The sequence below is a fragment of the Paenibacillus sp. GCM10027626 genome (genome assembly GCF_042676285.1).
Classification (GTDB): Bacteria; Bacillota; Bacilli; order Paenibacillales; family Paenibacillaceae; genus Paenibacillus_Z.
The window spans coordinates 122864-135695 of record NZ_JBHTHC010000008.1 but is presented as its reverse complement, the minus strand read 5'-3'; the positions used below and the strand labels follow the sequence as shown (position 1 = coordinate 135695).

Genomic DNA, 12832 nt, shown 5'->3' with positions numbered 1-12832 from the left:
AATGGCATTCGGATCGCTAAAAGAATCATTAATCCGCCAAAGGCTGGAAGCCGCGCATGCGGACTCCAGCCATGGCGGTCACGCTGCCGGCGCCGGCGGCCATGACGAGCACCATGAAGAAGAGCATGAAGCGCTCAAAACTTTCGGTTTTTGGATCTTTCTTATTACAGACGTCATTTTGTTCGGGACGCTGTTTGCAACCTATATTGTACTTCGCGGCAATACGAATGGCGGGCCTACACCGGCAGAGCTTTTTCAAATGCCTGGCATCATTGCCGAAACATTTATTTTGCTGACCAGCAGCTATACGAGCGGTCTGGCGGTGCTCGCGATGAATCGCGGCAACACGAAAGGCTTGATCGGCTGGTTAGCCGTTACAGTGCTGCTCGGCGCTTCGTTTATTACGCTTGAAGTGACGGAGTTCGTGCATATGGTCGGTGAAGGCGCGACAATTAGCACGAGCGCGTTCTTATCCGCATTTTATACGCTTGTAGGGACGCACGGTCTGCACGTTTCGATCGGCCTTGTCTGGATGATTGCGCTAATGATCCAATTGGCCAAACGCGGACTGACTCCCGTAACCAAACGGAAAGTCAATGTCATCAGCTTGTACTGGCACTTTCTCGATGTTGTCTGGATCTTCGTCTTCACGATCGTTTACATGATGGGGGTGATGTAGGATGGCACAGCAAATGAAAAGTGCAAAAGGCGCGCATGGCAACGCTCATGGCGGGGGAAGCCATGGCGGTCACGGTTCACTGAAATCCTACACAATCGGCTTTTTACTTTCTATCGTGCTGACGATCATTCCTTTGGTAGCGATTTTGAATGATATGGTCAAAGGCACAGCCGCAATGGTTGTACTGCTTGTAACAGCGGTTCTGCAATTTGTCGTTCAGCTATTATTCTTTATGCATTTGCGTGAGGAAGATAAGCCGCGCTACAACTTGATTACCCTTATATTCGGTCTCGTCATCGTGTTGACGATTGTCGCAGGCTCAATCTGGATTATGACATACAACGCGGTTGCGACCTAAATAGGTTTAGAGGCTGTTTCAAACTTGCAAATTTTGCAGGTTGAAACAGCTTTTTTATGCTATAATATAGCTATTTCCATCCTTGAAAGGGGTCAACATCATGAGGGTGCAGTGGACGATTATTGCAGCTCTGCTATTTGCGCTGCTGACGGGGGTTTTTGCAGTTATCAACATGGATTCCGTCAAAGTAAACTTCTTATTCAGCGAAACACAAAGCCCGCTTATTCTCGTCATTCTTGTGTCTACAGTGCTCGGTGGTTTGACGGTAGGGCTGTTTGGCATTGTCAGACAGTACAAGCTCCAACGTGAGATCAAGCATTTGGAAAGCAAACTTGCCGAACTGGAAAGCAAAGACGGCTTCGATAGTATTGTAGGCGCGGTGCTTTCTCAGGATATGGCGAAGGAAGAAGAGTTTCCGCCGGCCCACCCGGCGAAAGAGTAATAGCATGGCTAAGTAAAAAACCGCTGGAGGATGCGTTTATTGACGCATCCTCCAGCGGTTTTTCAATGGGAAGCCGCCCGGCGGGCGAACGGAAAAACGTGCTCAAATGTTGTAGTTTGTGCAACAAACCTACGGTGGGGGAGCCGGCAAGCCCGCCATTTGTTGTACGAAACGCATCAATCTGCTCTTCTAAGGGGGCCAAATGGCCACGAGAGATGCAAAACGTTACCTTGGCCCCTCTGCCAACGACGCCGTCAGGTGTGTTTCGCATTGTCTACGACTGTATTCTTCCGGTGTAACGCCAACAATCGATTTGAAATCGCGGATAAAATGGGATTGATCATAATAGCCGAGTTCAAGCGCCAGTGCAGGCCAGTCGATCGGCTCAGGCTGCCGCATACGTTCAGCGGCTTCATGAAGCCGATAGCGCAGGATGACCCATTTTGGACTGACGCCGACATAACGGTCGAAGAGCCGCTGGAGGGAGCGGATATGCAGCCCGCTGTGGCAGACGATATCATCGACCTTGATAATGGTGCGATCATCGCGTATTTGATAGACGATGCTGCAGGCCAGCTCGGCATTGCTATCAGGAGCGGGTAGGCGCGGCAGCAGAAACCGGTCGACATAGCGCGCGGCAGTGTCCGGATCTGGAATCGCAAACAGCTCGTCCTCCAGCCGCTTCGGTTCCATTTGGAACACTTCCTGAAAAGAAAGCGAGCGTCCGGTTAACTCGGCCATATTGGACGGCCGGAAGGGATGGAAGCCGCCAGGCTTGAACTTAATGCCGACAACGCGCCCACAGCCTTCGATGATCCGGGTGCTTATTCCTTCCGAAACGCCATAGACTCGCGAATTGCCAGGCTCAAATACGAGATTAACATTCGGATGGCTCAGTACCTGCTGGATATAGGCTGGCTGACCGCGTAGATCCCAGTCGACGACCCAATAATGCTGGACGAAACGCGCTGCAAGAGCGGAGGGGGCGTGGCGGCTAATCTTGTACTTCGTCTCTCCCTCGGCAGGGTGCAGGATACCTTTTATCATAGAGATACAACCTCCAAAACGATGTTGTCGCATTTATATAATGCGACCGGTGGCCGGATGCTTTATTGGAGCATTGCCTTGACCGACTTGGCATACTCAGATGGAGACATATCGGTGACGGCTTTGAAATGGCGGGAGAAGTTGTGCACACTGCTGTAGTTTAAAATTTCGGCAATTTGCGAAAAGTTGTGCTGCTCTTCGCGAATTAATGTCTTCGCCTTCGCTATTTTCAGCAGCTTGAACTGTTTCATAATACTTAGCCCCGTTCGTTCGCGAAAGAGCTGGCTGGCATAACTTCTGCTTAGATTGAATTGTCTGCAAATTTGCTCCAGCGAAACCTCCTCCTCGACATGCTGTTCCATAAACCGAAGCATTTCAGCGATAAGATCCTGCTCGCTTCGCTCCTTTGCTGCAAAGGACAGGCGCTGTGCCGGCCGGGCGGCATCGCCATGCCGGATAAGGCTGATAAGCAGCAGCTCCAGATAGATTTTTATGAGTTGCTCTGTCCCTTGCGGGGCATCAGGCTGACGGTGCAAGGAATGCTCGCCGGGATCATCGAATGGCGGCTGGAAAGCCAAAAGCCCGTTGCGGACAATTTGCGTCAGCAGCTCCCGCTGCTGCGGATCGAGCGGAAATATTTTTTTGCGGAAGAAATTCATCGCCGGCGAGTGGCATTCAAAGCTGATGACAATCAGGTTGGGGGCAATTTGCCGGTTGGCCCACACGCTATGAAATTCATCCGGCTGATGAAAAATGATATCCCCCTGCTTTAATTGATAGCCCTCCGTATCGGCCATTACCTCAACTTCACCTTTATCAACATACAAAAATTCCCAAAAGTGATGCTTCTCGCCTTTGAAAATATAGTCTTTGGAAAACTCGAAATAATGAAGGGATACTAGCCGCTCCACGATGATAATTTGCTGCAGCTCCGTCATGACGAAGTTCATTGTCCTCGCCTCCGGGTCGTTGATATTGTGTTCTCTATTATAGCGGCATTTTGCTTTAGAGAGAATAGAACGTCAGCATTTTAGATACATAATCTGCGCTTTTTGCTAAATATCCGGCTGAGCGGAGACGTTAAGATAGAACTGTGAAAGCGGATTAATTGGCAGTGGAGGAGACATGGAGGCATGAAAAAAGGAATTAATATATGGTCATTCGGCTCAGGCAAGACGGTGCGTGAATGTATGCAGCTAGCGAAGGCGGCCGGCTTTGATGGGATCGAACTGGCTTTGGCTGAATGCGGCGAATTAAGTCTGGAAAGCAGCGAGCAGGCATTCCGCGATGCGAAGCGGGAGGCAGAGGAGATCGGTCTTGAAGTAGCCAGTCTGGCATGCGGGCTTTACTGGGATTATTCATTTACGAGTAAAGACAAAGCAAAGCGCGATCAAGCCTTTGAAATTGCCAAGCGGCAGCTGGCTTATGCAGAGGCGCTGGGGGTTGATACGATATTGGTCGTGCCCGGAGCGGTCGGTGTTGATTTTATTCCCGGCTCGGAAGTGGTGGACTATGATCTCGCCTATCATTATGCCTTGGAAGCATTCGTCAAGCTGGCCGCTATCGCCGAGCAGCACCGGGTGCACATCGGTCTGGAAAATGTGTGGAATAAATTTTTGCTCTCGCCGCTGGAATTCCGCGATTTTATCGACAAGATTGACAGCAATTATATCGGCGCTTATTTGGATGTCGGCAATGTCGTCTATGCAGGTTATCCCGAGCATTGGATCAAAATTTTGAACAAGCGCATCCGCAAGGTGCACTTCAAGGATTATCGGCGGGCAGCGGGCGGATTGCACGGCTTTGTCGATTTGCTGGCAGGAGATGTGGATTATCCGGCCGTTATGGGACAATTGCAGGCAATCGGCTATGACGACTATGTGACTGCCGAAATGATTCCCCCTTATCGCGATTATCCGGATCAAATCATATACAACACTTCGAAGGCGATGGATTGTATTTTGGGGCGAAAGTAGAAAAAGGGGGAATATGAATATGATCAAAATCGGATTAATTGGCGCGGGCTTTATGGGAATGACCCATGCGCTTTGTTATGAAGCGTTGGCGGGTTCGGCCGATTTTCAAGTTACGGCTGTTGCCGATGACGATCCGGCACGCGCGCAAAAAATCGCGGACAAATTCGGCGCCAAAGTGTTTGCGGACGGTACGCAGTTGATTGAGCAGGCAGATGTCAATACGATTGATATTTGCCTGCCGACCTTTCTGCATGCGCGCCATGCCTTGCTGGCGATGGAGCGCGGCTACCATGTATTTATCGAGAAGCCGGTTTGCTTGGAGGAGGAGGAGGCTGTTCAGCTGCTTGAGGTGCAGAAGCGTACAGGGGCGAACGTCATGGTAGGGCATTGTCTGCGTTTCTGGCCGGAATACGCAGCCTTAAAACAAATTCATACCGGGCAGCGCTACGGCAAATTTATATCCGGCGTCTTCTCGCGGATAAGTCCGCGTCCAGCCTGGGGCTGGCAGGATTGGATTCATAATGTAAGCCGCAGCGGCTCCGTCGCGCTCGATCTGCATATTCATGATGTGGATTTTGTGCGCTATTTGCTTGGCGAGCCGGATGAAGTCAGCAGTCAAGCCGTGTATGCCGGCACCAATATCGAGCATATTTTCAGCCAATACCATTATGGAGAGGCAGTCGTATCACTGGAGGCGACTTGGGACTGTCCGGCTCACTTCCCGTTCGAAATGTCGTTTCGGGTAAAATATGAGCAGGCTGTCATCGTCTTCAGCTGCCAAAAGTCGCCAACGTTAAAAATTTACGGCAATGACGGCAGTGAAATTGTACCGGACTTAAAGACAGAGGCGAGCACAGCAAACGCCGATCGAGGCGGCAATATTTCAGACCTGGGCGGATACTTGTATGAGTTGCGTTATTTTCTGGATAGGCTGGCGGCCGGCGAACCGATTGTGAATGCATCGCTTACAGATGGCGTGGCGTCATTCCGTCTTGCGATAAAGGAGATCGGGCTGGCTGCCCGCTAATCCATCACTTGTCCTCAGTTTATGTAAGGGCCGGATAAAGTACGGGCTGCCCGTGTTCGCTCGAGCAGCCCGCCTTTTTGCATGCAGCTTTATAACTTGTTCAGTACATCGAAAATTTTTGCTTCATTGACCATGCGGACAACGTCAACAGTACTGCTCATATTGAATTTTTTTAAAATGCTGTGAATTTGCTTTTTTACCGTCTCATATTCGACAATCCGCTCTTCGGCAATTTGCCTTCTCGTCTTGAACTCGCAGAGCAGCTTCAACACTTGCAGCTCGCTGGGGGTTAGCCCGGCGATCATTTGGATCGTATAGAGCAGGCTGCTCTCTGTTTTTTTGATTCGGGCAAATTCTTCGCGAATTTTATGCGCAATCATCGGCCGGATTGGAGAACGGTCGGCGGCAGCAAGGCGGATCGCTTCTTCAATTTCAGCCGCTTCGGCTGATTTGAGCACGTAGTCGATAATCCCCGTCTGAAACGCTGCAAAAATAATGTTGTCATCCTTGTGCACCGTAACCACGATAATTTTCGTATCCGGATACCGCTCATGAATGGCTTTTGCGGCCTCTACGCCAGCCAGCTTGTCCTCCATCTCAATATCCATCAAAATAATGTCAGGCCGCAGCGCTTCCGCTTGGGCCACAGCTTCCGTCCCGGAGCTTGCTGTACCTGCGCAGTTCATATCCGCGCAGGCCGCAATGATGCGTTGTAATCTGCGCTGATGTGCCTCCATATCGTCCACAACCAGGACATTTATCGTCTCCTGCATCGCAATCCCCTCTCCCTGCAATCACATTCATATTAAAGAACCGGCAAATAAATTTTAAAGACAGTGCCTTGCCCGGCCCCGCTGTCCACGGAAATTTTCCCGTCATGCCCGCTTACAATTTTATGGCAGAAGGATAGGCCGATTCCCCAATTGTTAACCGAAGATTTGGTGGAATAGAAAGGGGAAAAGATCGTATCCAGCTGCTCTGCGGCAATTCCCGGGCCGTTATCGGCGACAGTAATAATCCCCCAGCCATTATGAAGGCTGATGGTGACAGCAATTTGCTTGTTGTCCTGCTTGGCGAGCGCTTCCGCGGCGTTAAGGAGCAAATTGTAGACCGTCTCGGTCATTTGCTTCTCGTCCACATAGGCGTATATTTCGGCAGCGTCCGCACTCAGCGCAATCGGAAGGCCGGGATGCTCGGCCTGGATGCGCGAGACCGCCTGCCTGACGGGCCCGCTTAGCGGCAGCGGCACGAGACTGAGCGAGATCGCGCTAAGCTGGCGCGAAGCGTGATCAATGCTTTGCAGCGCTTGAGCGACGGAACGATCGATAAGCTCCAGGCTGTAGCAGGTCTCGCGATCATCCGCATGGCGTTCCTGCAAATAATCGGCTTCTGAACGAACGGCGAGCAGATGATTTTTCAAAGCATGGGTGAATGCCCGCGTGCCAAGTGATGCGGTATCGATGCTTTTATTGATATGGATGTTTCTGTTGCGATAATAAGCTTCGATCGAATTATAACGGTAAATCATAAAAACGAGCAATGCGAGCGCTGTAAAGACGACGTAAGGGAAAATCGAAAGCAGCATCGGATAGGCGCTGATCGGCGGCTGCAAATAATTGTGATAATAGGGCAGCACGGTTGCCCTTACGAGATTTTGCGGCGCCCAAGCAAACAGCATCGTGTGCACAATCGCGACGAAAGCCAAAATCGAGATATGATAAACCGTATAGTTTTTTAAAAAACGGATTTTCGGATACCGGATCAAGTAATGAATCATTAGCGCAAAGGTGAGCAGCATATAGACATATTTGGCATTTTGCAGCACCCATGACAGAGCCCGCAGCATAAGTTGCAGTCCGTCAGGCGAAGTGCCGGCGGCATGCTGCAGCCATACATTAAAGGCCGGATCGAAAAAGATGAGCTGCGCGGCCGGTACGATTGCCAGGCCAACATAAATTCTCGCATGGCGCCATTTGATTGGCAGCCCGACAAAGGAAACGGCAAAGCAAAGCAGCGAATAATGAAAAAGCGCCACTCCGCCGTTCATTAAACGAATAAGGAGCATGGGATTAAAATTCGTAAGTACAAGATGATTCCAGGTGCCCGGGCTAAAATTGAAAAAGGCATTGATGCTGTTGTGGTAATAGTTGAATTTGCTCAAATACAAAATGAAAAATAAAAACGACATCGCCCAGCCGATCATAATTCCGAACATGAAGCGGATGGAGGCGCTGCTCAGCCGTTTGTAGCCCAGCAGAAAAGAAAGCACAATAAAGAGCAATGTGACGTAAATCATGCGGTTCCTCGCTTTCGGCAATCATTGCAGCAAGGAGGGGGTATAAAATATACACCTTCTGCTCGTTGTGATGTTTTGCTTATAATGAGTGCTAGGTTAATCAAGAAAGCGTATTCAAATCATACTGAACTTAAAGGGGAATGTAAAATGAAAAAAATGTTACCTCTGGCACTCGTTGTTGGTTTGCTTGGCGGCCTGCTGTCTGCCTGCTCCTCTGGCGGAAAGGAAGAGGGCAAGCCGGACGGCGAGTCTGCCGCAGGCGAAAAAGTGACGCTGAACATGACGGTATTGCCCGACGATCTCGAAACCTTCCAGCAGGTTTACAGCAGCTTTAAGCAGGATAATCCGGATATTGAGGTTAAATTCGATACGATTCCGCAAAAGCAGTATTACGAAAAATTGCGGCTGCAGCTGTCCTCAGGCGAACCGATCGATCTGTTCGGCGGCAATATGGACGTCTTTTTGGATACGGGCATCATTGAACCGCTGGACAGCTACATTAAAAGCAACAATGTCGATGTATCGGGCTACGGGCCGCTCTATGACGAAATGAAAATAAATGGCCAGATCTTCAGCTTGCCTTACCGGAAGTCGACCTGGATTTTATATTACAACAAAACGCTGTTTGACCAAATGAAGGTGCCGTACCCGAAAGACGATATGACCTGGGCGGAGTTCCGCGAGTTGGCGAAGCAGATGACGAAAGGGGAAGGCGCAGACAAAATTTATGGCGCGTTTCTGCAGCCTTGGGCGCAAACCTGGTATTTGCAGGCGGTGCAGCACGGCGCCTCGGTGATCGACAAAGATTTGTCTCCATTCAAGGATGCCTTGCAGTTCCGGATGGATATGGAGAAGGACGGCTCCATTATGTCCTGGAGCGAGCAAATAACAACTTCCGCTCATTACAACGCGGCATTCCAAAAGGGCAATGTGGCGATGAACCTGATCGGGGATTGGCATGTGGCACAGCTGCGCACGGCGGAAGAGGAGAAGAAGATTGATTTTGATTGGGACATCGTGCCTGTCCCGCATCCGGAAGGCGTGCCTGCCGGAACGAGCATGGCGACCCCGGTCTCGATTATGATCAACAGCAAATCGAAGCATAAGGAGGCAGCCTTCAAGCTGCTGGAATATATGACGGGGCCAAAAGGCGCCAAGCAGTTCGCTGCGAACGGATTTTTGACCGGCTACATGAACGATGAAATTAAGCAGATATATATGGGGGATGCGAGCAAAAAGCCGGCCAACATTCACTATTTGGTGGAACAGCGCGAATATCCGGAATACCCGCTGCTGCCGGGAACGAAGAAAGCGCTTGTGGACGCTGTATACAGACAGGAGGGCGAGGTTGCCTTGACAGGCGGCCAGACAGCTGAACAGGCTATCCAGAAAATTGCCGAACGCGTTCGTCTGGAATGGGCGGACAAATACGGTGAGTTCGCGGAACAAGAGAAATAATTGTGACGCGCGAGTGCCTGCAGCTCTACTCAGCCTGCTGCGGGCACTGCTATTCCTGATCAGTGTGAGCGCTGTTAGACAGATAGGAGGAGGACATCTTGCAAAACAAGCGGGCATCCAGCCGAACCATAAGGAGAGGGCGATTGGTCGGATATAGCTTTTTGCTGCCGAATATTGTCGGGTTCGCATTATTTATCTGCTTTCCGGTCATCGCTTCTTTTTTAATGAGCTTTACGGAATGGAACGGTTTTGGAGAAATCAAGCTGGTTGGACTGGACAATTATACAAGACTGCTGGGGGATGAAACCTTTCGTATTTCATTGCTCAACAGCTTAATCATGACATTCGTATCGGTGCCGATAACGCTCATGCTGGCGATCTTGGCAGCGGTAGCCCTTAATAAAGGGATTCGCGGCCTAAAATGGTTTCGTACGGCGCTTTTTTTGCCGCATATTACGGCCACGATTGCCGTCGCTGTCATCTGGCAGCTGCTGTTCAATCCGTCGATGGGGCCGATTAACGGCATGCTGCGCGCCATCGGCATCGATCAGCCGCCAGGGTGGTTCGCTTCTGCGGACTGGGCATTAGTGTCGGTCATTATCGTCAGCGTCTGGCATTCAATCGGCTATTACATGGTGCTGTATTTGGCAGGATTGCAGGGCATCCCCGGCGATTTGTACGAAGCGGCTGAAATCGATGGCGCCGGCAAAGTATCGCAGTTTGTTCATGTCACGCTGCCCATGCTGTCGCCGGTCATTTTCTTTACGGTCATTATCGGCATTATCAATTCCTTCAAAGTATTCGATCTCGTCTTTGTGCTGACGCAAGGCGGCCCGGGGCGGGCGACGCATGTGCTCGTATTCGATATTTACAACACCGCCTTCCAGCGCTATGAATACGGCTACGCTTCGGCGATGGCTTACGTGTTATTCGTGCTGATTCTAATCATTACCTTTATTCAATTCCGCGGACAGAAAAAATGGGTTAATTATTAATTCGGCCAGAAAGGGGGAGAACCGGCTTGGATACTGCAATGAAAACGACGATCCACAGCGATCCCGGGCGTGTTGGCAAATGGCTCAGGCGCCGTTCTTCTTGGTCGCAGCTGCTGCTCTATATCATCTTGATCGTTGTCTCGCTCTCCATGATTATACCGTTTCTATGGATGCTGTCGGCATCGTTCAAATCTGAAGGGGAGATTTTCGGCTTTCCGATTCAATGGATTCCAGAAACATTCCACTGGTCAAATTATGCGAAGGTGTGGACAGAGCTGCCCTTTGCAACTTATTACCTTAATACAGTGAAAATCTCAGTTCTGACCACACTGCTGCAAATTGTGACCTGCTCGATGGCTGCATATGCCTTTGCCAAGGTGAAATTTCCCGAGCGGGATAAGCTGTTTTTCTTTTATGTCGCGACGATGATGATCCCGTATCAAGTGATGATGATTCCGCAATTTATGCTGATGAAGGAGCTCCATCTGCTAAATTCGCATTGGGCTTTAATTTTGCTTGGCGCCTTCAATCCGTTCGGCGTGTTTCTATTCCGCCAATTTTATATGGCGCTGCCCGAGGAGCTGTCGGAGGCGGCGCGCATTGACGGTTTGGGCGAGTTCGGCATCTACGCGCGCATCGTGCTGCCGCTTTCGCGTCCGGCAATTGCCAGCCTGATTATTTTTACCTTCATGCATTCCTGGAACGATTTTTTGGCGCCGCTTATTTATTTGAACTCCGACGGCCTGTTTACGCTGCAGCTTGGTATGCAGCATTTTCAATCCGAGCACAGCACAGAATATGGTCCGCTGATGGCTGCAGCAGTATCGGCCGTTATTCCGACGATTATCGTCTACTTTTTGGCTCAGGATCATTTTGTGAAAGGGATTACTGCTGGTGCGGTAAAAGGGTAATGCATCGATGAGCAAACGACCAAATCTACTATATATCTTTGCCGATCAATGGCGACGGCAGGCGGTCGGCTTTCGCAGCGAGGAACCGGTTATGACGCCGCATATCGACGCTTTTGCCAAAGAAGGGCTCGTCTTTAATCAGGCGCTAAGCTGTACGCCGCTTTGCTCGCCGCATCGCGCGTCGCTTATGACAGGGAAATATCCGCAGTCCCACGGGGTCTATACCAATTGCAAGCTTGGCGCGGACGTGATGCTGCGGCCGGATGAAATTTGCATTGGCGATGTATTGAAGGCAGCCGGCTATCGCACTGGATATATCGGCAAATGGCATCTCGACCTGCCGGAGGAAAACGTGGCGGAGCGGCCTGTGTCAGGGGCAAGGGAATGGGATGCTTATACCCCGCCTGGCCCGAAGCGCCACGGTTTTGATTTTTGGCATTCCTATGGCGCCTATGATCACCATCTGGAGCCGCATTACTGGCGTGACAGCCCGCGCATGATTGAAGTGAAGCAGTGGTCGGTTGAGCATGAGACCGATGTCGCGCTGGATTTTTTGCAGCGCAGCGCTGACGATGAGCGGCCGTTTGCGTTATTTGTATCGTGGAACCCGCCCCACAGTCCATTCGAGCTGGTGCCGGACAAGTATAAGCAATTGTACGCCAGTTGCGAGCTGCAGCTGCGGCCGAATGTGCAGGCTGGGGAGCTGAATGTCCATACCGGCGAGAAGGTTGCCGGCGGCAAGGAGCGGCTGGAGCAGTATATGCGCGATTATTATGCGGCCATTTCCGGCTTGGACGAACAATTTGGCCGCTTGATGGCCGCCTTGCGGGAGCACGGTTTCGAGCAGGATACGGTAGTCGTGCTGTCGGCTGATCATGGGGAGCTGATGGGGGCGCATGGCTTGATGGCCAAGCATGCCTGGTATGAGGAGTCGGTCGGCATCCCCTGTCTCATGCGCTGGCCAGGGCATATTCCGCGAGGGGAGACCGAGCTGCTGTTCAATAGCGTAGATATTATGCCAACACTGCTTGGATTGCTGCAGCTGCCGATTCCTGAGCAGGTGGAGGGCAGCGACTATTCCGCTGCAGTAAGAGGGGAAGAAGGGGCGGCTGGGGCTGCAGCTGCTTTTTTGGCGGCATTTCCGGGCAGAAAAGAAGTGATCGAAGCGTTCAGCAGCCGCGGTCTGGATAACCGGGCATACGGCTGGCGGGCAATACGGACAGCCAACCATACGTACGTGATTCACCGGGGTTATGCCCCGGAAGAACCGGTACAGCGCTTGCTCTATGATTTGCGCGCCGATCCGTTCCAGCTGCAGCCTGCTCATCTTGCTTCCGCAGATGAACATGAGGAGGCGATGCGGCTGGAACAAGAGCTCAAGCAATGGCTGCAGCGGATGGGGGATGCATTTTTATTCTGAGGAACTGCAACGAACCTGAGGAGGCTGTCGATTATGCGCGGACAACGATTTATTGCCGCAGAAGCGGGCAACTGCGAGTCGTGCGGACATACGATGCGTTATTTTGTCGAAACCCAGCTAATTGTGAGGTTCCGCGGACATACGATCCGTTATTTGCCGCTTTTGGCGGGTTTTCGCGGCGATTTGAGGTAAATAACGGAACCACGGTCCGCAAGCAAGCCAA

General features: G+C 51.1%; 14 protein-coding genes. 10 read left to right on the top strand and 4 right to left on the bottom strand.

Annotated elements, in window-relative coordinates:
* Window position 1: 1 nt before the first annotated feature.
* From cyoC to ACFQ0N_RS17005, 3 genes are all read left to right on the top strand, one after another.
* The gene (cyoC, locus tag ACFQ0N_RS17015) at window positions 2-679 is read left to right on the top strand and encodes a cytochrome o ubiquinol oxidase subunit III (protein WP_379328216.1); all 678 of its coding nucleotides are present in this window, start codon (window positions 2-4) and stop codon (window positions 677-679) included.
* Between the two features lie 13 nt (window positions 680-692).
* Window positions 693-1037: a cytochrome o ubiquinol oxidase subunit IV gene (cyoD, locus tag ACFQ0N_RS17010; protein ID WP_379328214.1), complete on the top strand. Its 345-nt coding sequence runs from the start codon at window positions 693-695 to the stop codon at window positions 1035-1037.
* A gap of 100 nt (window positions 1038-1137) precedes the next feature.
* Window positions 1138-1479: a LapA family protein gene (locus ACFQ0N_RS17005; RefSeq protein ID WP_379328212.1), complete on the top strand. Its 342-nt coding sequence runs from the start codon at window positions 1138-1140 to the stop codon at window positions 1477-1479.
* Window positions 1480-1704: 225 nt separating this feature from the next.
* Here ACFQ0N_RS17005 and ACFQ0N_RS17000 read toward each other — a convergent pair whose 3' ends face one another.
* Together ACFQ0N_RS17000 and ACFQ0N_RS16995 are read right to left on the bottom strand one after the other, a co-directional pair.
* The gene (locus tag ACFQ0N_RS17000) at window positions 1705-2526 is read right to left on the bottom strand and encodes a DUF6597 domain-containing transcriptional factor (RefSeq protein WP_379328210.1); all 822 of its coding nucleotides are present in this window, start codon (window positions 2524-2526) and stop codon (window positions 1705-1707) included.
* Between the two features lie 62 nt (window positions 2527-2588).
* Window positions 2589-3476 carry a helix-turn-helix domain-containing protein gene (locus ACFQ0N_RS16995; protein WP_379328208.1) on the bottom strand — a complete coding sequence of 296 codons (888 nt, stop codon included), beginning with the start codon at window positions 3474-3476 and terminating at the stop codon, window positions 2589-2591.
* Between the two features lie 183 nt (window positions 3477-3659).
* Between ACFQ0N_RS16995 and ACFQ0N_RS16990 the strand changes: the two genes are divergently transcribed.
* Together ACFQ0N_RS16990 and ACFQ0N_RS16985 are read left to right on the top strand one after the other, a co-directional pair.
* Window positions 3660-4502 (top strand): sugar phosphate isomerase/epimerase family protein, encoded by an 843-nt coding sequence (locus ACFQ0N_RS16990; protein ID WP_379328207.1) that lies wholly within the window; start codon window positions 3660-3662, stop codon window positions 4500-4502.
* 19 nt (window positions 4503-4521) lie between these two features.
* Window positions 4522-5529 carry a Gfo/Idh/MocA family protein gene (locus ACFQ0N_RS16985; RefSeq protein WP_379328205.1) on the top strand — a complete coding sequence of 336 codons (1008 nt, stop codon included), beginning with the start codon at window positions 4522-4524 and terminating at the stop codon, window positions 5527-5529.
* Between the two features lie 89 nt (window positions 5530-5618).
* Here ACFQ0N_RS16985 and ACFQ0N_RS16980 read toward each other — a convergent pair whose 3' ends face one another.
* Window positions 5619-6302 carry a response regulator gene (locus ACFQ0N_RS16980; RefSeq protein ID WP_379328203.1) on the bottom strand — a complete coding sequence of 228 codons (684 nt, stop codon included), beginning with the start codon at window positions 6300-6302 and terminating at the stop codon, window positions 5619-5621.
* Between the two features lie 32 nt (window positions 6303-6334).
* A complete protein-coding gene (locus ACFQ0N_RS16975; RefSeq protein WP_379328201.1) occupies window positions 6335-7825 on the bottom strand; it encodes a sensor histidine kinase in 1491 nt (496 codons plus the stop codon).
* A gap of 147 nt (window positions 7826-7972) precedes the next feature.
* Between ACFQ0N_RS16975 and ACFQ0N_RS16970 the strand changes: the two genes are divergently transcribed.
* The 5 genes from ACFQ0N_RS16970 to ACFQ0N_RS16950 all read left to right on the top strand — a co-directional run bounded on the left by ACFQ0N_RS16970 (window position 7973) and on the right by ACFQ0N_RS16950 (window position 12801).
* On the top strand, window positions 7973-9283 hold the full coding sequence (locus ACFQ0N_RS16970; protein WP_379328199.1) for an ABC transporter substrate-binding protein: 1311 nt from the start codon (window positions 7973-7975) through the stop codon (window positions 9281-9283).
* A 98-nt stretch (window positions 9284-9381) separates the two neighbouring features.
* On the top strand, window positions 9382-10278 hold the full coding sequence (locus tag ACFQ0N_RS16965; protein ID WP_379328197.1) for a carbohydrate ABC transporter permease: 897 nt from the start codon (window positions 9382-9384) through the stop codon (window positions 10276-10278).
* A gap of 26 nt (window positions 10279-10304) precedes the next feature.
* The gene (locus tag ACFQ0N_RS16960; protein WP_379328195.1) at window positions 10305-11189 is read left to right on the top strand and encodes a carbohydrate ABC transporter permease; all 885 of its coding nucleotides are present in this window, start codon (window positions 10305-10307) and stop codon (window positions 11187-11189) included.
* A 7-nt stretch (window positions 11190-11196) separates the two neighbouring features.
* Entirely contained in the window at window positions 11197-12609 is a 1413-nt protein-coding gene (locus ACFQ0N_RS16955; RefSeq protein ID WP_379328193.1) for a sulfatase family protein, read from the top strand.
* Window positions 12610-12642: 33 nt separating this feature from the next.
* Window positions 12643-12801 (top strand): hypothetical protein, encoded by a 159-nt coding sequence (locus ACFQ0N_RS16950; RefSeq protein WP_379328191.1) that lies wholly within the window; start codon window positions 12643-12645, stop codon window positions 12799-12801.
* Window positions 12802-12832: the final 31 nt, after the last annotated feature.

Coding starts and splice junctions, on each gene's coding strand:
- ACFQ0N_RS17000 (WP_379328210.1), bottom strand. CDS start 2,526: ATGATAAAAGGTATCCTGCACCCTGCCGAGGGAGAGACGAAGTACAAG.
- ACFQ0N_RS16955 (WP_379328193.1), top strand. CDS start 11,197: ATGAGCAAACGACCAAATCTACTATATATCTTTGCCGATCAATGGCGA.
- ACFQ0N_RS16980 (WP_379328203.1), bottom strand. CDS start 6,302: ATGCAGGAGACGATAAATGTCCTGGTTGTGGACGATATGGAGGCACAT.
- ACFQ0N_RS16995 (WP_379328208.1), bottom strand. CDS start 3,476: ATGAACTTCGTCATGACGGAGCTGCAGCAAATTATCATCGTGGAGCGG.
- ACFQ0N_RS16950 (WP_379328191.1), top strand. CDS start 12,643: ATGCGCGGACAACGATTTATTGCCGCAGAAGCGGGCAACTGCGAGTCG.
- ACFQ0N_RS16985 (WP_379328205.1), top strand. CDS start 4,522: ATGATCAAAATCGGATTAATTGGCGCGGGCTTTATGGGAATGACCCAT.
- cyoD (WP_379328214.1), top strand. CDS start 693: ATGAAAAGTGCAAAAGGCGCGCATGGCAACGCTCATGGCGGGGGAAGC.
- cyoC (WP_379328216.1), top strand. CDS start 2: ATGGCATTCGGATCGCTAAAAGAATCATTAATCCGCCAAAGGCTGGAA.
- ACFQ0N_RS16990 (WP_379328207.1), top strand. CDS start 3,660: ATGAAAAAAGGAATTAATATATGGTCATTCGGCTCAGGCAAGACGGTG.
- ACFQ0N_RS16970 (WP_379328199.1), top strand. CDS start 7,973: ATGAAAAAAATGTTACCTCTGGCACTCGTTGTTGGTTTGCTTGGCGGC.
- ACFQ0N_RS16975 (WP_379328201.1), bottom strand. CDS start 7,825: ATGATTTACGTCACATTGCTCTTTATTGTGCTTTCTTTTCTGCTGGGC.
- ACFQ0N_RS17005 (WP_379328212.1), top strand. CDS start 1,138: ATGAGGGTGCAGTGGACGATTATTGCAGCTCTGCTATTTGCGCTGCTG.